This window comes from Streptococcus mitis, assembly GCF_003942865.1.
GTDB classification, from domain to species: Bacteria; Bacillota; Bacilli; order Lactobacillales; family Streptococcaceae; genus Streptococcus; species Streptococcus mitis_BI.
Genome location: NZ_RJNZ01000008.1, coordinates 65,221 through 82,969, shown reverse-complemented (window position 1 = coordinate 82,969; position 17,749 = coordinate 65,221). Strand labels below are relative to the sequence as shown.

At 40.7% G+C, this 17,749-nt stretch carries 18 protein-coding genes; 16 read left to right on the top strand and 2 right to left on the bottom strand.

Going from position 1 to position 17,749, the window contains the following annotated elements:
• Positions 1-3,859 (top strand): SIALI-17 repeat-containing surface protein (locus tag D8845_RS06770; RefSeq protein WP_125452922.1); only part of this gene is annotated, 3,859 nt, incomplete at its 5' end.
• Between the two features lie 236 nt (positions 3,860-4,095).
• Here the strand turns inward: D8845_RS06770 and D8845_RS06765 are convergent.
• On the bottom strand, positions 4,096-4,644 hold the full coding sequence (locus tag D8845_RS06765) for an NADPH-dependent FMN reductase (protein ID WP_185757416.1): 549 nt from the start codon (positions 4,642-4,644) through the stop codon (positions 4,096-4,098).
• 417 nt (positions 4,645-5,061) lie between these two features.
• Here D8845_RS06765 and D8845_RS06760 point away from each other — a divergent pair, with 417 nt between their 5' ends.
• The 15 genes from D8845_RS06760 to D8845_RS06690 all read left to right on the top strand — a co-directional run bounded on the left by D8845_RS06760 (position 5,062) and on the right by D8845_RS06690 (position 16,244).
• Entirely contained in the window at positions 5,062-6,258 is a 1,197-nt protein-coding gene (locus D8845_RS06760; RefSeq protein WP_125452920.1) for an MFS transporter, read from the top strand.
• 185 nt (positions 6,259-6,443) lie between these two features.
• Positions 6,444-6,932, top strand: a complete 489-nt coding sequence (locus tag D8845_RS06755; protein WP_185757414.1) for a DUF5590 domain-containing protein — start codon at positions 6,444-6,446, stop codon at positions 6,930-6,932.
• Positions 6,929-8,107, top strand: a complete 1,179-nt coding sequence (locus D8845_RS06750; RefSeq protein ID WP_125452919.1) for a pyridoxal phosphate-dependent aminotransferase — start codon at positions 6,929-6,931, stop codon at positions 8,105-8,107. The genes D8845_RS06755 and D8845_RS06750 overlap by 4 nt, the downstream gene beginning before the upstream one ends.
• Positions 8,108-8,123: 16 nt before the next feature.
• Positions 8,124-9,467 (top strand): asparagine--tRNA ligase, encoded by a 1,344-nt coding sequence (gene asnS, locus D8845_RS06745; protein WP_125452918.1) that lies wholly within the window; start codon positions 8,124-8,126, stop codon positions 9,465-9,467.
• A 152-nt stretch (positions 9,468-9,619) separates the two neighbouring features.
• Positions 9,620-9,910: a 30S ribosomal protein S6 gene (gene rpsF, locus D8845_RS06740; RefSeq protein ID WP_001151778.1), complete on the top strand. Its 291-nt coding sequence runs from the start codon at positions 9,620-9,622 to the stop codon at positions 9,908-9,910.
• Positions 9,911-9,921: 11 nt separating this feature from the next.
• Complete coding sequence (gene ssbA, locus D8845_RS06735; protein ID WP_000609606.1) at positions 9,922-10,392, top strand: single-stranded DNA-binding protein SsbA; 471 nt, start codon at positions 9,922-9,924, stop codon at positions 10,390-10,392.
• A 31-nt stretch (positions 10,393-10,423) separates the two neighbouring features.
• The gene (gene rpsR / locus D8845_RS06730) at positions 10,424-10,663 is read left to right on the top strand and encodes a 30S ribosomal protein S18 (RefSeq protein ID WP_000068664.1); all 240 of its coding nucleotides are present in this window, start codon (positions 10,424-10,426) and stop codon (positions 10,661-10,663) included.
• 194 nt (positions 10,664-10,857) lie between these two features.
• Positions 10,858-12,258 (top strand): bifunctional Cof-type HAD-IIB family hydrolase/peptidylprolyl isomerase, encoded by a 1,401-nt coding sequence (locus tag D8845_RS06725; protein WP_125452917.1) that lies wholly within the window; start codon positions 10,858-10,860, stop codon positions 12,256-12,258.
• Between the two features lies 1 nt (position 12,259).
• Positions 12,260-12,622: a S1 RNA-binding domain-containing protein gene (locus D8845_RS06720; RefSeq protein ID WP_000689605.1), complete on the top strand. Its 363-nt coding sequence runs from the start codon at positions 12,260-12,262 to the stop codon at positions 12,620-12,622.
• A gap of 52 nt (positions 12,623-12,674) precedes the next feature.
• Complete coding sequence (locus tag D8845_RS06715) at positions 12,675-13,424, top strand: tRNA1(Val) (adenine(37)-N6)-methyltransferase (RefSeq protein ID WP_125452916.1); 750 nt, start codon at positions 12,675-12,677, stop codon at positions 13,422-13,424.
• Positions 13,414-13,701 (top strand): GIY-YIG nuclease family protein, encoded by a 288-nt coding sequence (locus D8845_RS06710; RefSeq protein WP_125452915.1) that lies wholly within the window; start codon positions 13,414-13,416, stop codon positions 13,699-13,701. The genes D8845_RS06715 and D8845_RS06710 overlap by 11 nt, the downstream gene beginning before the upstream one ends.
• Positions 13,702-13,783: 82 nt before the next feature.
• Entirely contained in the window at positions 13,784-14,719 is a 936-nt protein-coding gene (locus D8845_RS06705; protein ID WP_125452914.1) for a manganese-dependent inorganic pyrophosphatase, read from the top strand.
• A gap of 86 nt (positions 14,720-14,805) precedes the next feature.
• A complete protein-coding gene (locus D8845_RS06700) occupies positions 14,806-15,318 on the top strand; it encodes a YiiX/YebB-like N1pC/P60 family cysteine hydrolase (protein ID WP_125452913.1) in 513 nt (170 codons plus the stop codon).
• The gene (locus D8845_RS06695) at positions 15,302-15,952 is read left to right on the top strand and encodes a DUF1803 domain-containing protein (RefSeq protein WP_125452912.1); all 651 of its coding nucleotides are present in this window, start codon (positions 15,302-15,304) and stop codon (positions 15,950-15,952) included. Before D8845_RS06700 ends, D8845_RS06695 begins: the two co-directional genes overlap by 17 nt.
• Positions 15,953-16,052: 100 nt before the next feature.
• On the top strand, positions 16,053-16,244 hold the full coding sequence (locus D8845_RS06690) for a CsbD family protein (protein ID WP_000051184.1): 192 nt from the start codon (positions 16,053-16,055) through the stop codon (positions 16,242-16,244).
• 46 nt (positions 16,245-16,290) lie between these two features.
• On the opposite strand, the gene D8845_RS06685 is transcribed toward D8845_RS06690, so the two are convergent.
• Positions 16,291-17,736 carry a UDP-N-acetylmuramoyl-L-alanyl-D-glutamate--L-lysine ligase gene (locus tag D8845_RS06685; protein WP_125452911.1) on the bottom strand — a complete coding sequence of 482 codons (1,446 nt, stop codon included), beginning with the start codon at positions 17,734-17,736 and terminating at the stop codon, positions 16,291-16,293.
• Positions 17,737-17,749: the final 13 nt, after the last annotated feature.

Genomic DNA, 17,749 nt, shown 5'->3' with positions numbered 1-17,749 from the left:
AGACACACTTGTTCAAACAACAGTAGTTAAAGACGGACAAGACGGAGCTGCGGGAGCATCTGGACGTGACGGTAAAGAAGTATTAAACGGAAAAGTAGATCCAAAAGAGAACCAAGGTAAAGATGGAGACACATTCGTAAATACAGAAACAGGAGATGTATTCGTTAAGAAAGGTAACACTTGGGAACCAGCAGGCAACATCAAAGGACCAAAAGGTGACAAGGGTGAGAACGGTAAAGATGGCTTCACTCCAACAGTAACTGTGACAGACAACAATAACGGAACACACACCATCACAATCACGCAACCAGATAACAAACCATCATTAACAACCATCGTTAAAAACGGTGAAGATGGACAAACACCAAAAGTCAAAGCAGAACGAGATGAAGTGAAGAAACAAACAACATTAACCTTCTACATTGACAAAGATGGCGATGGAAACTACACAGAAGGAACAGACACACTTGTTCAAACAACAGTAGTTAAAGACGGACAAGACGGAGCTGCGGGAGCATCTGGACGTGACGGTAAAGAAGTATTAAACGGAAAAGTAGATCCAAAAGAGAACCAAGGTAAAGATGGAGACACATTCGTAAATACACAAACAGGCGATGTATTCGTTAAGAAAGGTAACACTTGGGAACCAGCAGGCAACATCAAAGGACCAAAAGGTGACAAGGGTGAACGTGGAGAAGATGGTAAGACTCCAGAAGTAACTGTAACTCCAGGTAAAGATGGCCATAGTACGGACATTACATTCACTGTTCCAGGTAAAGATCCAGTTACAGTAAATGTTAAGGACGGAGAAAATGGTCTGAACGGTAAAACTCCAAAAGTTGATTTGCTTCGTGTCGAAGGACAAAACGGAAATCTATCTCATACAATTGTGACATTCTATACAGATGAAAACAATGATGGTAAATACACACCAGGAACTGATGAACTTCTAGGTTCAGAAATGATTAAAGATGGTGCTAAAGGTGCTGACGGACGTGATGGTAAATCATTAATTACTGTAAAAGATGGTAAAGAAACTAAAGTTTACCAAGAAGATCCAGCACATCCAGGTCAACCATTGAACCCAGAAAAACCTCTAGCAGTTATTAGAGATGGAGCAGATGGTAAATCACCAACAGTAACAGCTGTTCGTAAGGATGAAGAAGGTCATAAAGGTGTAGAAATCACAGTTGATAACCATGATGGTTCACAACCAACTACAGTCTTTGTTCAAGATGGTGCCAAAGGTGAAACTGGAGCAGCAGGACAAGATGGTCAAACTCCAACTGTGACAACTCAACGTGGAGAAGATGGACATAGCACTGTTGTAACTATCACAACACCAGGTAAAGATCCAGTAACCTTTACAGTGAAAGATGGTAAAAATGGTAAAGATGGACGTACACCACATATTGACTTAAATGCATTAGCGGATGCAGTGAGAAGAGGTGCAGGATTAGCTGTTAATCCACAACCTTCTGGAACATCAAGAAGAGCAAGAAGTGTAGGAGATAATCCAGATGAAGGAAATACACCAGCTCAACCAGCAAATACAGACTCAACAGGTTCACAACCAGCATCTTCAGATTCAACAGGTTCACAACCAGTAGAGGGTACTCGTATTACAGCATACTATGATAATAATGGTAACGGTAAGTACGATCCAGGTGTGGATGAATTAATTGGTACAAGTGATATCTTGAATGGTACAAATGGACGTAATGGTACAAATGGAGCTTCTGGAGCAGACGGACGTAACGGTGCTGAATTACTAAGTGGAGCTACTGCACCAACTGCTAAGGATGGTAAAGACGGTGATACTTATATCGACGCAAATACAGGTGATGTTTACAAGAAAGAAAATGGTTCTTGGAACAAGATTGGTAATATCCGTGGACCTCAAGGAGTAGCCGGTGAAAAAGGCGACAAAGGTGAAAAAGGTGAAAAAGGTGAAAACGGAGCTTCTGGAGCAGACGGTAAATCACCAGTTGTAAATGTAACGGACAATGGAGATGGAACACACTCTATTACTGTTAGAAACCCTGATGGTTCTGAATCAACAACTAAAGTTAAAGATGGTAAAGACGGTAAAACTGCCAATATCACTACAACAGAAAATCCAGATGGAAGTCACACAATTACTGTAACAAATCCAGATGGAACAACTAAAGAAACAGTTGTTAAAAACGGTAAAGACGGTAAGACTCCAAAAGTTGAAGTAACGGATAACGGAGACGGAACTCATACTGTTAAAGTTACAGATGGAGACGGTAATGTTACCAACGCTATCATCAAAGATGGTAAAGATGGTAAAGCTGCAACAGCAACAACTACTGAAAACCCAGATGGAAGCCACACAGTAACAATTACTAACCCAGACGGAACTAAGAATGAGTTTGTTGTTAAGAATGGACGTGACGGTGTTGACGGACGTACTCCAACCGCATCTGTTCGTGATAATGGAGACGGAAGTCATACAATCGTTATTACAAACCCTCAAGGTGTGACAACTGAAACCACAGTTCGTGATGGTAAATCACCAAAAGTTACTATAACTGACGAACAAAATGGAACTCATAAGATCTCAGTTCTAAATGGTGACGGCACAACTACTGAAACAATCATTAAAGATGGTAAATCACCAGTAGCGACTGTTACTGACAACCATGATGGTACTTACACAATTCGTGTAGAAAACGGTAATGGTACTGTTTCTGAAACCACAGTTCGTGACGGTAAATCACCAACTGCTAAGGTTGTAGATAACGGAGATGGAACTCACACTATCACAGTTGTGAACTCAGACGGTACAACTACTACAACCACAGTTCGTGATGGTAAAGAACCAAAACTTGAAGTGATTGATAACAACAACGGTTCACACACTATTAAAGTGACAGGAGCTGATGGTAAAGAAACTACAACTACAATCTTTGATGGTAAATCACCAAAAGCGAACATCGTTGATAACGGAGACGGAACTCACACATTAACAATCGTAGATTCTGATGGTCGTGAATACAAATCTATTATCAAAGATGGTAAAGACGGTAAAGATGGCGTTTCACCAACTGTAACTGTTAAAAATAATAACGATGGAACTCACGTAGTTACAATTACAAATCCTGATGGAAGTAAGACAGAAATGGTGATTAAAGACGGTAAAGATGGTAAATCACCAAAAGTTTCTGTTGAAGATAATGGAGATGGAAGTCATACAATCACAATCATCAATTCTGACGGAACTGTGACAAAAACAGTTATTAAAGATGGCAAAGATGGTCGAGATGGACGTGATGGTCGCGACGGCAAAGACGGCAAAGATGGTAAATGTGGATGCCAAGACAAACCAGTAACACCATCAAATGACAAACCAGTTCCACCAGTTAATGAATTACCGGAATATACAGGAGGGGTAACACCACTTGATCCTCCGGTTTATGAAAAACCAGAATTAGAACTTCCAGAAATTCCAACGCCACCAGTGCACGAAGTACCAGAATTTAACGGTGGAGTACCAGGAATGCCAGAAGTGAATGAACTTCCTGAAGCAGAAGTGCCAGGAATGCCAACACCTCCAGTTCATGAAATTCCAGAATTTAATGGCGGAGTACCTGGTATGCCAGAAGTAAATGACAAACCAACTTCAAACATTCCTGAAGTTCCAACACAACCAAATCCAAATGTACCAGTTCAACCGGTAACACCATTAACTTCTAACCCAGTAGTACCAACTACAGGTAAAGAAAACCATGGGGACAAATTACCAGAAACTGGAAGCCAATCTGATTATATCTCTGTTCTTCTAGGTAGCGGTATTCTATTGAGCCTATATGTAGGTCGAAGAAAAGAAGATTAATCAGCCAAAAGCAGTCACTAATTTCTCGAAAGAAGATGATAAGTGATAGATCTCGAATGAAAGAATATTCTTAGAATGATTTTCCTATGATGGAAAAGACTGCAAAAAACCTTGAGTGGTAACGCTCAAGGTTTTTTTGGATGGCTGATGTTTTTCTGAAAATCTTGATTGAGTCTAAAAATGCCACCCTATTAGGTGGCGATAATTGAATTAGACTTTTAAAAATTCTTTATTTTTTACTGAATTGCTGCGACCAAGTCTTGAGCTTGTTTTTCAAGTGAGTTTAGGACTGTTTCTCCAAGAATCAATTTTCCGTCTGCCCAAGCAGAGTCGTTAACACGTGCAGAAGTAAAGTCACCAACGATTTGTGTACGGATAAATGGCAAAAGGTCTTTGTAGATAGCGAAAAGTTGATCGTGACCTGCATTGGCTACAGATGATACTGTGACAAACTTGTCTTGAAGAGCAGAAGCGCCACGTGTATCAGATAAGTCAAGGGCACGAGATAGCCAATCAAGCAAGTTTTTCACTGTTCCAGGGATAGAGAAATTGTAGACTGGAGAGAAAATCCAGATAGCATCCGCAGCGAGAACCTCTTCACGAGCAGCAGCTACAGCTGGATGAGTTGGAACTTCCAAATCTTGGCTGAAAAGAGGAAGGGCTGAATAATCAAGATAGCTAACTTCTGCTTTACCAGCAAGTGCTTTCTCAGCTTCGAGGGCCATTTGGTGGTTGAAAGAACCTTGACGTAGTGATCCGACGATAAATAATACTTTTTTAGACATAATGTGTCTCCTTTTGCTTAAAATTTCGAGAACCCTCTCGTTGTTATAAAATATATTACAACAAAACAAAAGGACTTGCAAGAGATTTGCTCAGAGTTTATTTGAAAATTATAAAATTGCTGAAACTCTAGTCAGTTGCCACTGGAAAAGTAAGAACTGTTTTTTGGATTTTAGTTTTCTTTGATTTTATAGGAGTATTCCAATATTCTCTTGTAATATGATGATATAAGTGCTAAAATAAACGAGAAAATTTGCAATAGAAACTACAAAACAGTTTTTCCGGTATCATTTCATAAACAATTAAACGAAAATAATGGCATTTTAAGAATGCTTCTAAAAGGGGTGGAGATCATGTAAGGCAAAGATTAACAAGTGACGGACAAAAGAAATAATAATACACTTGTTAAAGGAGAAAAAATGTTAATAAGAAATTATCGGAAAAATATTGGCCTGATGGCCGGAGTTGAATTTTTTGCTTTTTTAGGAATTACCAGCTTTTGGATTCTCTTTCTCAGTCAAAACGGAATGTCTCTTTGGCAGATTGGACTTCTGGAAAGTATTTTTCATACGACCAGTCTTCTCTGTGAAATTCCATCTGGAATGTTGGCTGATCGTTATTCCTATAAAACCAACCTTTATTTAAGTCGTATAGCAGGAATTATGTCTTCTATTCTCATGTTGGCTGGTCAGGGAAATTTTTGGATTTATGCACTAGCAATGGTGGTGAGTGCCTTGTCTTATAATTTTGATTCAGGAACAAGCGCAGCAATGGTCTATGACTCGGCTGTAGAGGCTGGACTAAAAGAACGCTATCTATCCATTTCAAGTTTCATGTCAGGAGTAGCAGAAGGAACTCGGTCTTTGGGGACAGTGTTGGCGGGATTTTTTGTCCATGGTCAATTGCACCTGACCTACTATATCATGATTGCCACTTCTATCATAGTTCTTGTCTTGATTTGGATGCTGAAAGAACCCAGTGTCAAGGTAGAAAAAACTGATAGTGTGACCATGAAACAGATTATTTGGACTGTTAAGGAAGAGTTGGAGCGAAATCCCATGCTCTTCAACTGGATGATTTTGTCTCAGATTGTTGGTACACTCATGTGCATGTTTTATTTTTACTATCAAAATCAGTTACCAGATTTAAGTAGTTGGCAAATTTCAGCAGTTATGCTACTTGGAAGTCTCTTGAATATTGTTGCAGTCTATCTAGCAAGTAAGATTGGAAGGAAATATGCCGCCTTGAAGATTTTCCCTATTCTCGTCCTGCTGACTGGAGTTACCTACATGCTGTCCTACTTTGGAACACCTCTAATCTATATTTTGGTTTATTTGATTAGTAATGCTCTATATGCTCTTTTTCAGCCGATTTTTGACAATGATTTACAAGAGCGGCTCCCAAGTGAAGTAAGGGCAACCATGCTAAGTGTTTACTCTATGATGTTTAGCCTAAGTATGATTGTGTTCTTCCCACTGACAGGGTGGTTGATTGACAATTTAGGCTTTGTGCTAACATTTCTTTATCTAGGATTATTTTTAGTCTTGATTAGCCTTCTACTGCCTGTCTTTTTAGGAAAAATGGCTAAAAGAATGGATGATAAAGTGATTCCATAAATCAAAAAAATTACGAAAACTTGAGTGCCAAGCTCAGGTTTTTTAATAGGTTGATTTTGGAGTTGTCTTTCATTTTTTTGCTCGGTTTTAACTAAGAAAAATCGGTTTACTTTGAAGGAAGAAATAAAGTGCGATTGTTCTTGCATTCACTTGTAATAAAGCCCAATAGATGGTAAAATAGACGAGTGAAAAAAAGACAAAATAAAGCAAAAAATAATCTACTGTGGCAGTATGGTCTAGGGATGACGATTTTGTTTGTGGTTATCAGTGTTTCCTTTCTGTATCTGGTGTTTCTGAGTATGAAACCCTATCAAACAGCTAAAAGTGAAGGAGAAAAATTAGCTCAGCAGTATGCAGGATTAGAGGAGGCTGATCAAGTTGACTTATACAATGGCTTGGAATCTTACTACAGTGTTCTTGGTCATAATAAACAGCAAGAATCACTTGCTGTCCTGATTGGTAAAGATGACCATAAGATTTACGTTTATCAGCTAAATCAGGGTATTTCACAAGAAAAAGCAGAAGCTCTTTCTAAGGAAAAAGGAGTTGGCGAGATTGACAAGATTACCTTTGGGCGTTATAAAAACAAGCCAATCTGGGAAGTCAAGTCAGGCTCTGATTTTTATCTAGTAGATTTTGAAACAGGAGCATTGGTTAATAAGGAGGGCTTATGAAACTATCCAAGCGTGTTTTAGAAATGGAAGAAAGTGTTACTTTAGCTAGTGATGCGAGAGCAAAAAAATTAAAAGCTCAAGGTAAGGATGTCCTTTTCTTGACCTTGGGACAACCAGATTTTCACACTCCTGAAAATATTCAGGATGCAGCAGTTAAAGCTATTCGAGAAGGACAGGCTTCCTTCTATACAGTAGCTTCAGGTCTACCAGAATTAAAAGCTGCGGTGAATACCTACTTCGAGCGCTACTATGGCTATTCTGTCGCAAGTAACGAGGTTACCTTTGCTACAGGTGCCAAGTTCTCCCTCTATACTTTCTTTATGGCTGTAATCAATCCTTTAGATGAGGTTATTATTCCAACTCCATACTGGGTTAGTTATGGAGATCAGGTCAAGATGGCAGAAGGGATTCCAGTCTTTGTTCAAGCTAAAGAAGACAATGATTTTAAAGTCACGGTGGATCAACTAGAACTAGTTAGGACAGATAAGACAAAGGTTTTGGTTCTCAATTCACCATCTAATCCGACTGGTATGATCTATACTCGTGAAGAATTACTAGCTATCGGAAATTGGGCAGTTGAGCATGACATTCTGATTTTAGCAGATGATATATATGGACGACTTGTTTATAATGGAAATGAATTTGTTCCAATCTCAAGTCTATCAGAAGCAATTCGTAAGCAAACCATTGTTATCAACGGTGTATCTAAAGCCTATGCCATGACGGGTTGGCGAGTTGGTTATGCAGTAGGTGATCCTGAAATCATTGCAGCTATGAGTAAATTGACGGGACAAACAACTTCAAATTTGACATCTGTTTCTCAATATGCGGCTATTGAAGCCTTAACAGGACCACAGGATTCTGTTGACATCATGCGTCAAGCTTTTGAGGAGCGTCTCAATACCATTTATCCGCTATTATGTGAGGTCCCTGGTTTTGAAGTCGTTAAGCCACAAGGAGCCTTCTACCTCTTCCCAAATGTTAAAAAAGCCATGGAGATGAAAGGTTATACGGATGTGACTGACTTTACAACAGCTATTCTTGAGGAAGTTGGTTTGGCACTCATAACAGGAGCAGGGTTTGGAGCGCCAGAAAATGTCCGCCTCAGCTATGCGACAGACCTAGACACGCTTAAAGAAGCAGTTAAACGCTTGAAAGCATTTATGGAAAGATAAAAGAAAAGGAAAAATAATGACAAAACGTGTAACGATTATTGATGTAAGAGACTATGTTGGTCAAGAAGTGACGATTGGTGCTTGGGTTTCCAACAAATCAGGAAAAGGGAAAATCGCCTTCTTGCAATTGCGTGACGGAACAGCCTTCTTCCAAGGTGTGGCCTTTAAACCAAACTTTGTAGAAAAATTTGGTGAAGAAGTGGGACTTGAGAAGTTTGATGTCATCAAACGCTTGAGCCAAGAAACTTCTGTTTATGTGACAGGTATTGTCAAAGAAGATGAACGTTCTAAGTTTGGCTATGAGTTGGATATCACAGACATCGAAGTGATCGGTGAATCTCAAGACTACCCAATCACACCAAAAGAACACGGAACAGACTTCTTGATGGACAACCGTCATTTGTGGCTACGCTCTCGTAAGCAAGTAGCGGTGATGCAAATCCGTAACGCTATCATCTATGCAACTTATGAGTTCTTTGACAAGAACGGCTTCATGAAGTTTGATAGCCCGATTCTTTCAGGAAATGCAGCTGAAGATTCAACTGAACTCTTTGAAACTGACTACTTCGGAACACCAGCTTACTTGAGCCAATCAGGTCAGCTTTACCTAGAAGCAGGTGCTATGGCTCTTGGTCGTGTCTTTGACTTTGGTCCAGTATTCCGTGCTGAAAAATCAAAAACGCGCCGTCACTTGACTGAGTTCTGGATGATGGACGCAGAGTACTCATACTTGACACATGATGAGTCACTTGACTTGCAAGAAGCTTATGTAAAAGCCCTTCTTCAAGGTGTTCTTGACCGTGCCCCTCAAGCCTTGGAAACCTTGGAACGTGATACAGAGCTCTTGAAACGCTACATTGCAGAGCCATTCAAACGTATCACTTACGATCAAGCCATTGACCTCTTGCAAGAGCATGAGAATGATGAAGACGCTGACTACGAACATCTTGAGCATGGTGATGACTTTGGTTCACCACACGAAACGTGGATTTCAAATCACTTTGGTGTGCCAACATTTGTCATGAACTACCCAGCAGCTATCAAGGCCTTCTACATGAAACCAGTTCCTGGCAATCCAGAGCGCGTGCTTTGTGCAGACTTGCTTGCTCCAGAAGGTTATGGAGAAATCATCGGTGGTTCTATGCGTGAGGAAGACTACGATGCCCTTGTGGCCAAGATGGATGAACTTGGTATGGACCGTACAGAGTATGAATTCTACCTTGACCTTCGTAAATACGGTACAGTTCCACACGGTGGATTTGGTATCGGTATTGAGCGTATGGTAACATTCGCAGCAGGTACAAAACACATCCGTGAAGCTATTCCATTCCCACGTATGTTGCACCGTATTAAACCGTAAGAATAGGAAAACGCCCATGTGGCGTTTTTTCGCATTTCAGAGTTTTTACTTGCGTAAAAAATTGTTTTCTAGTATAATAGTTTATTGTGAGCGAACCTCACTTACCCCTTGCAAAGTCTTGGGGTCATTAGACCAAAAGGAGGAACATATCAATGGCTAAATACGAAATTCTTTATATTATTCGTCCAAACATTGAAGAAGAAGCTAAAAACGCTTTGGTAGCACGTTTTGACTCTATTTTGACTGACAACGGTGCAACTGTTGTTGAATCAAAATCTTGGGAAAAACGTCGTCTTGCATACGAAATCAAAGATTTCCGTGAAGGACTTTACCACATCGTTAACGTTGAAGCAAACGACGATGCAGCTCTTAAAGAGTTTGACCGTCTTTCAAAAATCAACGCTGACATTCTTCGTCACATGATCGTCAAAACTGACGCGTAAGAAGGTAAACTATGATTAACAATGTTGTACTTGTAGGGCGTATGACACGTGACGCTGAGTTGCGTTATACCCCATCAAATGTAGCAGTTGCGACTTTTACTCTTGCAGTAAACCGTACATTTAAGAGTCAAAATGGCGAACGTGAGGCTGATTTTATCAATGTCGTTATGTGGCGCCAACAGGCTGAAAACCTTGCTAATTGGGCTAAAAAAGGCTCACTTATCGGGGTGACAGGTCGTATCCAGACTCGTAGTTACGATAACCAGCAAGGACAACGTGTCTACGTGACAGAGGTCGTGGCTGAGAATTTCCAAATGTTGGAAAGCCGTAGTGTGCGTGAGGGTCATACAGGTGGAGCTTACTCTGCACCAACTGCAAACTATTCAGCGCCTACAAATTCAGTACCAGACTTTTCACGTGATGAAAATCCATTTGGAGCAACAAATCCATTGGATATTTCAGATGATGATTTACCATTCTAATGGACAACTAAAATTATAAAGGAGAAAAAACATGGCTCAACAACGTCGTGGCGGATTCAAACGCCGTAAAAAAGTTGATTACATCGCAGCAAACAAAATTGAATATGTTGATTACAAAGATACTGAGCTTCTTAGCCGTTTCGTTTCAGAACGTGGGAAAATCCTTCCTCGTCGTGTAACAGGAACTTCAGCTAAAAACCAACGTAAAGTAACAACAGCTATCAAACGCGCTCGCGTAATGGCTTTGATGCCTTTCGTAAACGAAGATTAAAGAAAAGACCCGGTTGGGTCTTTTTTTCACGAGTTCTGGAATGAGAAGTCGAGTTGAATTTGGCTGGACTTTTTCATAAACAATTATTTTCTTCTTATCCAAGGACTTACAATAAAACTGGAAACTTTTTGAAAATAGGGGATTTAGCTACTTTATGGTATAATGGAAAGAGTTAGATTGAAAGAGGTAGTGAGATGGATGCCAAATTAAGATACAAGGCAAAGAAAATCAAGATTGTCTTTTTTGATATTGATGATACATTGCGGAATTCAAAGACAGGTTTTATTCCAGCTTCAATCCCAACTGTTTTTAAGCAATTAAGTGAAAAAGGAATTTTGACAGGTATTGCTTCTGGACGAGGGATTTTTGGTGTCGTTCCGGAGATTCGTGAACTCAAGCCTGACTTTTTTGTAACTTTGAATGGGGCTTATATCGAAGATAAAAAAGGTAAGGTCATTTATCAGCATCAGATTGAGAAGTCAGATGTTGAGGAGTATATCTCTTGGGCTAAGCAAGAGGGAGTTGAGTATGGCTTGGTTGGGAGTCATGATGCCAAACTCTCCACTCGAACTGAGATGATCAGTGAGGCTATTGATCCGATTTATCCAAACTTGGACGTGGATCCTGACTTCCATGAAAAAGAAGATATCTATCAAATGTGGACTTTTGAAGATAAAGGAGATGACTTGCACTTGCCTGACAGTCTCTCTGATAAACTTCGCATGGTTCGTTGGCATGAGCATTCGTCTGATATTGTGCCGATTTCAGGCTCCAAAGCGACGGGGGTGGAAAAGGTTGTGGAACACCTTGGCTTGAAACCAGAGAACGTCATGGTCTTTGGAGATGGCCTCAATGACTTGGAACTCTTTGATTATGCTGGAATCAGCGTTGCAATGGGAATTTCTCATGATAACATCAAAGAAAAAGCAGATTATATTACAAAAAGATTGGAAGAAGATGGCATTTTTGATGCCTTAGAAGGATTTGGTATGGTAGAAAAAGAATTGCATTTCCCACAAGTAGGCATTGAAACAGTAGAAGGTCCTCTTGCGACTATTAAGACCAATCACGGAGACTTGCGTATTAAGCTTTTCCCTGAACATGCTCCTAAAACAGTAGCTAACTTTGTAGCTCTTTCAAAAGATGGCTACTATGATGGTGTCATTTTCCATCGTATTATCAAGGACTTTATGATTCAAGGTGGAGACCCAACTGGAACTGGTATGGGTGGCGAGTCAATCTACGGCGAATCATTTGAGGATGAATTCTCAGAAGAACTTTACAATATCCGTGGTGCCCTTTCTATGGCCAATGCTGGTCCAAATACCAACGGCAGCCAGTTCTTTATCGTGCAAAATCAACACCTGCCTTATTCTAAGAAAGAAATTGCTCGTGGTGGTTGGCCAGAACCGATTGCAGAAATCTATGCCAACCAAGGTGGAACTCCTCACCTAGACCGCCGTCACACTGTTTTTGGTCAGTTAGCTGATGAAGCGTCTTACGCTGTTTTGGACGTCATTGCTGCTGTTGAGACAGGGGCTATGGACAAGCCAGTTGAAGATGTCGTGATTGAAACAATTGAAATCGAGGACTAGGATGAAAATCGGTGATAAGCTAAAGGGCCGTATTACAGGGATTCAGCCCTACGGTGCTTTTGTTGAGTTAGAAACGGGTGATACGGGGCTGATTCACATTTCAGAGATTCGGACAGGCTTTATTGAAAATATCCAAGAAGCCTTGAAAGTCGATGAAGAGGTTCAAGTTCAAGTAGTGGATTTAGATGAATTTACAGGGAAAGCCAGTCTTTCTATCCGCACTTTGGAGGAAGAAAAGCACCAGTTTCCGAGACGGCGACGCTTTTCAAGCGACCGTTTTAACTACGGCTTCGCTCCTCTCAAACGAATGATGCCAATTTGGACCAAGGAAGCCCTTCAACATTTGAAGAATCAGAAGCACTAGTTAGAAATTTCTATCTTTTGTAATGTTAATATAAATTTGCTATAATAGGACCATGGAAGAAGAACAATTATTAAAATCAGGAGAGCGCATTAACCAGCTCTTTTCGACAGATATCAAAATCATTCAAAATAGAGAGGTTTTTAGCTATTCGGTGGATAGTGTTCTCTTGTCACGTTTTCCACGTTTTCCTAAGAAGGGCTTGATAGTGGATTTTTGCGCTGGAAATGGAGCAGTGGGGCTATTTGCTAGCACTCGGACTCAGGCACAGATTTTGGCTGTTGAGATTCAGGAGCGTTTGGCGAATATGGCTGAACGCTCTGTCCGTTTGAATGGTTTAGAAGAGCAGATGGAGGTCATCTGTGATGATTTGAAAAATATGCCTGCTTACATCCAGGGAAGTAAGGTGGATATGATTTTGTGTAATCCGCCCTATTTCAAGGTGGATCCTCATTCAAACCTGAACGAGAGTGAACATTATCTCTTGGCGCGCCACGAAATCACGACTAATTTGCAGGAAATCTGTCGTAGTGCCCAAAGTATTCTCAAATCCAATGGACGCTTGGCCATGGTTCATCGTCCTGATCGACTTTTAGATATCTTGGACAGCTTACAACGGCATAATCTAGCTCCTAAGCGTCTGCAGTTTGTTTATCCAAAAAGAGAAAAGGAAGCCAATATGCTTTTGATTGAGGCTATCAAGGATGGCTCGACAAGTGGCTTTAAGGTCTTGCCACCTCTCATTGTCCACAATGATGATGGCTCTTATACGCCTGAACTTGAAGAGATTTATTATGGATCATAAGGCTTATATGTACGTGCTGGAGTGTCGTGACGGATCCTACTATACGGGTTATACAACTGATGTGAGAAGACGCCTGGCTGTCCACAACAGTGGGAAGGGAGCCAAATACACACGAGCCCGCTTGCCAGTCAAACTTATCTATGCTCAAGGTTTTGCCAGTAAGGAAGAAGCCATGTCGGCTGAAGCCCTTCTCAAGCGTAAGAAGAGGCCACAGAAGGAAAGATTTTTATCTGAAAATCAAGATAAAAATTTACTCAGTTATTTTGAAGAATCGTAAGGAGTCCTTTGACTCCTCTTACTTTTGTCAAAAAGCGAAAAAAATGCTACAATAAAGAGAATAAACAAAATGAGGTATTATCATGTCTAAGATTCTAGTATTTGGTCACCAAAATCCAGACTCAGATGCCATCGGGTCATCTGTAGCCTTTGCCTACCTTGCAAAAGAAGCTTACGGTTTGGATACGGAAGCTGTTGCCCTTGGAACTCCAAATGAAGAAACAGCCTTTGTCTTGAACTATTTTGGTGTAGAAGCACCGCGTGTTATCACTTCTGCCAAAGCAGAAGGTGCAGAGCAAGTTATCCTGACTGACCACAATGAATTCCAACAATCTGTATCAGATATCGCTGAAGTAGAAGTTTATGGTGTTGTAGATCACCACCGTGTGGCTAACTTTGAGACTGCAAGCCCACTTTACATGCGTTTGGAGCCAGTTGGTTCAGCGTCTTCAATCGTTTACCGTATGTTCAAAGAACATGGTGTAGCTGTGCCTAAAGAGATTGCTGGTTTGATGCTTTCAGGTTTGATTTCAGATACCCTTCTTTTGAAATCACCAACAACACACCCAACAGATACAGTCATTGCTCCTGAATTGGCTGAATTGGCTGGTGTCAATTTGGAAGAATATGGTTTGGCTATGTTGAAAGCTGGTACCAACTTGGCTAGCAAATCTGCTGAAGAATTGATTGACATCGATGCTAAAACTTTTGAATTGAACGGAAATAATGTCCGTGTTGCTCAAGTAAACACAGTTGACATCGCTGAAGTATTGGAACGCCAAGCAGAAATTGAAGCTGCAATGCAAGCTGCCAACGAAGCAAACGGCTACTCTGACTTTGTCTTGATGATTACAGATATCGTCAACTCAAACTCAGAAATCCTAGCACTTGGTGCTAACATGGACAAGGTTGAAGTAGCTTTCAACTTTAAACTTGTAGACAACCACGCCTTCCTTGCTGGTGCCGTTTCACGTAAGAAACAAGTGGTACCTCAATTGACTGAAAGCTTCAATGCTTAAGATTTTGGGTGTCAATTCAAATCAGGAAAGGCTAGTTTGCCTTATATCGAAAGGAGTTTCGGCTCCTTTTTTTCTAGGAGTGAAGCATGTTAGATAATGGTGATTTGATTTTTGTGAGAAATGGGTCAGATATGGGGCAGGCCATCCAGACTTCCACAGGCAACTATAATCATGTTGCTATCTATTTGGATGGGATGATTTATCATGCTAGTGGGCAGGCTGGTGTGATCTGTCAGGAACCTGTAGACTTCTTTGAGTCCAATCATTTGTACGACCTCTATGTCTACCCAGAAATGGATATCCAGTCAGTGAAGGAAAAAGCTTGTAAACATCTTGGAGCGCCCTACAATGCTTCTTTCTATCCAGATGGTGAGGGTTTCTATTGTTCCCAGTATATGGCAGAAATCCTCCCCATTTTTGAGACCATTCCCATGAAGTTTGGAGATGGGAAGCAGGAGATTAGTGATTTTTGGAGAGAGTATTACAGAGAACTAGGTCTGCCTGTTCCTCTGAACCAGCCGGGGACCAATCCCAGTCAGTTGGCAGCATCGCCTCTGTTAGAATGTAAAGAAAGGAATCTTCATGATTCAGATTTTTAATCCATCTCGTTTGACGAGACAGCCATTTTTTGGAGAATTAATCCGCTATCTGGACCAGCATGAGGATGTGATTCTACGGGAAATTAAGGCTCAATTTCCAGATGTAGCAGTTGATAAACTCATGGAGGAGTATATAAAGGCAGGCTTGATTCGTCGGGAAAATAAGCGCTATTACCTTAGTCTTCCTACGCTTGAATCACTCGATAGTCTCGAACTGGATCAAGAGATTTTTGTCAGCGAAGATAGTCCGGTCTATCAAGCTTTGCTAGAGCAGAGTTTTGAGACAGAATTACGAAATCAAACCAATGCAGCTATTTTAGTTGAACAGACGGACTTTGCGCGAACAAAAATGACCTTGTCCAATTATTTCTACAAGGTCAAACATCAGTATCCTTTGACGGAAAAACAGCAGGAGCTTTACGACATTTTGGGAGATGTTAATCCTGAGTATGCTCTCAAATACATGACTACTTTTTTGCTAAAATTTCTAAAAAAAGATCAACTGATGCAGAAACGTCGTGATATTTTTGTGGACAGTTTAGTAGTCCTAGGCTATCTTTTCCAAAATGAAGATGGAAAGTATGAGTTGGCCGTCGATTTTGATAAGGAGAGATTAACTTTCTACTTGTTCTGATTTTTTATCCTGAGCACATTGTTTGACTTTCCTTGGTATTCGGTATAAACTATATGTAACCGGTAACACATATCGGAATAAAACTAAAGGAGACAATCATATGTCACTTGAAAACAAATTGGAACAAGCAACAGGCGCTATCAAAGAAGGATTTGGTAAAGTTACTGGAGATAGCAAGACTGAAGCAGAAGGCGCTGTAGAAAAGACAGTTGCTAAGGCAAAAGAAGTAGTTGAAGATGCTAAAGGTGCTGTAGAAGGTGCCGTTGAAGGTTTGAAAAACGCTTTTAAATAAAGATAAAAAAAATCAAGGGTTTCATTTCCCTTGATTTTTTATCATCTTATAAATAATTTTCTGCGACAGCCGCATCTCCTGGATAGGCTTCTTTCTTGCCCTGAACGATTTGGTAGCAATCTGCTCCCTTACCAGCAATAATAACCGCATCTAATTCTTGATTTGTGATAGCCATGGCCGCTTTGATGGCTTCTTGGCGATCTGCAATTTTTTCAACAGGATGGTTGATATAGCTACTAATTTCATCTGCAATGGCCATTGGGTCTTCATAGTTGGGGTCATCAGCAGTCAGAAAGACTTGAATTTCAGGGTGTTGATTGAGGAGGAGACCAAAGTCCTTACGACGGCTTTCTCCCTTGTTTCCTGTAGAGCCTAAGACCAGAGCAATCTTTCCTGTTTGATGAGTTTCAACAACATTGATTAGTTTTTTGAGACTGTCACCATTGTGGGCATAGTCGATGAAGACCTTAGCGCCGTTTTTCTGAGTCAGGACTTCCATACGACCAGGAACGCGAGTTGCCGCGATTCCTTTTTTGATGTCCTCAAGACTAGCTCCGAGACGAAGACAAGCAAGTCCGGCAGCAACTGCATTTTCTTGGTTGAAGTGGCCAATCAGTTGGATATCATAATCACCAGCGAGTTTACCTGTAGCTGAAAAGCTAAAGGCTTTGGAATTCTCGATTTGGTTATCAGACTGACTACCATAGAAGTCATGGTCTTGATCTGCCACTTGTTCTTTCAGCACAGAAAAGTGGTCCATGTCACTGTTAATGATGACTGCTCGGCTATTTTCCATCAAGAGACGTTTGTGGTAGAAGTAGTCTTCAAAGCTAGGATGTTCAATAGGGCCGATATGATCTGGGCTGATATTGAGGAAAACTCCCACATCAAAGGTTAGACCATAGACACGTTTGACTAGATAAGCTTGACTGGATACCTCCATGATGAGGTGGGTACGGTCATTTTGCACAGCTTGATTCATCATGTCAAAGAGGTCGATACTCTCAGGGGTTGTCAATGCAGACTTAAAGAAAGTCTTGCCGTCTAGAGTTGTATTCATGGTTGAGAGCATAGCCGGTCGGTGCCCTTGAGATAAGATGTTATAAGCGAAATAGGCTGCTGTTGTCTTACCCTTAGTACCAGTAAAGGCAAGGAGTTTGAGTTTTTCCTGTGGATTGCCATAAAATTCCATAGCTACCAAACTCATGGCTTTCTTGATATCACTGACGATAATAGCAGGAATACCAACCTCATAGTCTTCTTCAGCCACATACCAACCGAGGCCTTGTGAGATGGCTGAAAGCAGAAATTCCTTCTTAAAGGCAGCACCCTTGACGAAAAAGAGGCTCTTTTCTTTAGCCTTGCGGCTGTCATAGCAGATAGTGTCAAACACGACATCGCTATAGTTGTAGTGGTAGTGTCCTTGGTCGATAATCTCGCGGAAGAGACCATCTTTCTTTAAAATATCTAATACGGTTTCAATCTTAATCATACTTTCTATTGTA